We start from the raw sequence: 1,254 nt of genomic DNA, 5'->3' as shown, positions 1-1,254 counted from the left end.
CCATGTGTATTGGTATTACTTAAAGATCGTTTTGACAACCCGATACACGTAGTTTGGGGAATTCCCAAGGGCACTTCTTCGCCAGCCGTTTTGGTTACTGCTTACAGGCCTGATGCCGATCGGTGGACAACAGATTTTCTGAGGAGAACATAATGAAAAAAAGACGACGTACAAAGCTCGTGTACGAGGGACAATATGTTGCCGAGGTTGATGTCGAATTGATCGATATGAATAAAGGATGGTCCCCTTATTTATCTCTTGATGATGCATACAAGCTGGATGATATTCGCAATGCATTGCGGCTGGGTGACGTTAAGAGTGCGGCGCAACTTGCTCGCATTTTTACTCTCACTCCTATCGCAGTATAGTGACTTGCCGGAGAACAAGCGGATCAACTCTGACTGAAAAAGCCAGGCCATTTTTAGATTTCTACTCATTTCATCGTTTATAATTACTTCTTTACTTTTAACCATCTTTTTGCTTGCTTTTTCAGCAGGTTATCCGTGTCGTTAGGCGAATAAAATAATAATAAAGAGATGTAAAATCTTGTGTTTTTTGAGATAATTGGGGAAATTGAAGAGATTGAAACCATTGCCATCGGTGGGAGGATCCGTGATATTATGCGGATTCAGAAACTGTATGGTCCTGGCAGATGGCGAAAGCTTAAAGGGTTTGCCAATGTTAAGCTTCAGACCGGCAACATCCGTAAAGCTGAATTGCACTGGTACGAAGCCCACGGCTTTGGCAGAAAGAAAATGAAAATCAAAAGGTTTTTGGATTGAAATTATGGGAAATCAAAAGGAAAATCATAAATTTGTGCTTTGTGTAGAGAATAAAGACTGTGAGGATTTGGAAAAGCGCAAGATTTATCAGATTTTACCGGATCATGATGCCGAAAAGGAAGGATATCTAAGAGTCATTGACGAATCCGGTGAAGATTATCTATATCCCCAGTCCTATTTCACCCTTGTTCATCTACCCCGAGAAGCGCAAGAGGCGCTGCAAGTATCAAAATAATCTATTTAAATCGCCTAACCAGTAAGGATTGATGAGACCTGAAAGGCCGCTTCAATCCTTTGTTCAAGAAGCCGCAGATTAACCACAACCACATACATAAGGTATTGCTTCGAAGGGGGTGTTCGGGAGGGGGAGAAAATCGGAAAGCTATAGGTGATTGGGCGATTCGGGGGACATAATACCGATTACTCGAATATCCCTCACACATCGAAATATTAGGTACTATGTCCCCCGAAT

The 1,254-nt window shown here is 41.9% G+C and carries 3 protein-coding genes; all 3 read left to right on the top strand.

Annotated elements, in window-relative coordinates:
* The first annotated feature begins 152 nt into the window (after nt 1–152).
* Nucleotides 153–368 (top strand): hypothetical protein, encoded by a 216-nt coding sequence (locus QMD03_10020; GenBank protein ID MDI6777547.1) that lies wholly within the window; start codon nt 153–155, stop codon nt 366–368.
* A gap of 180 nt (nt 369–548) precedes the next feature.
* A complete protein-coding gene (locus QMD03_10015; GenBank protein MDI6777546.1) occupies nt 549–782 on the top strand; it encodes a hypothetical protein in 234 nt (77 codons plus the stop codon).
* Between the two features lie 4 nt (nt 783–786).
* Nucleotides 787–1,017, top strand: coding sequence for a hypothetical protein (locus QMD03_10010; GenBank protein MDI6777545.1), 231 nt, complete (start codon nt 787–789; stop codon nt 1,015–1,017).
* The last annotated feature ends 237 nt before the right edge of the window (nt 1,018–1,254 follow it).

This window comes from Syntrophales bacterium, assembly GCA_030018935.1.
Classification (GTDB): Bacteria; Desulfobacterota; Syntrophia; order Syntrophales; family CG2-30-49-12; genus CG2-30-49-12.
Note: the sequence above shows the minus strand (reverse complement) of the source record. Positions and strands in the feature narration are given on the sequence as shown.

What these genes read in the sequence shown, in the direction of transcription:
- QMD03_10020 (MDI6777547.1), top strand. Translation starts at nt 153, where the DNA reads ATGAAAAAAAGACGACGTACAAAGCTCGTGTACGAGGGACAATATGTT.
- QMD03_10010 (MDI6777545.1), top strand. Translation starts at nt 787, where the DNA reads ATGGGAAATCAAAAGGAAAATCATAAATTTGTGCTTTGTGTAGAGAAT.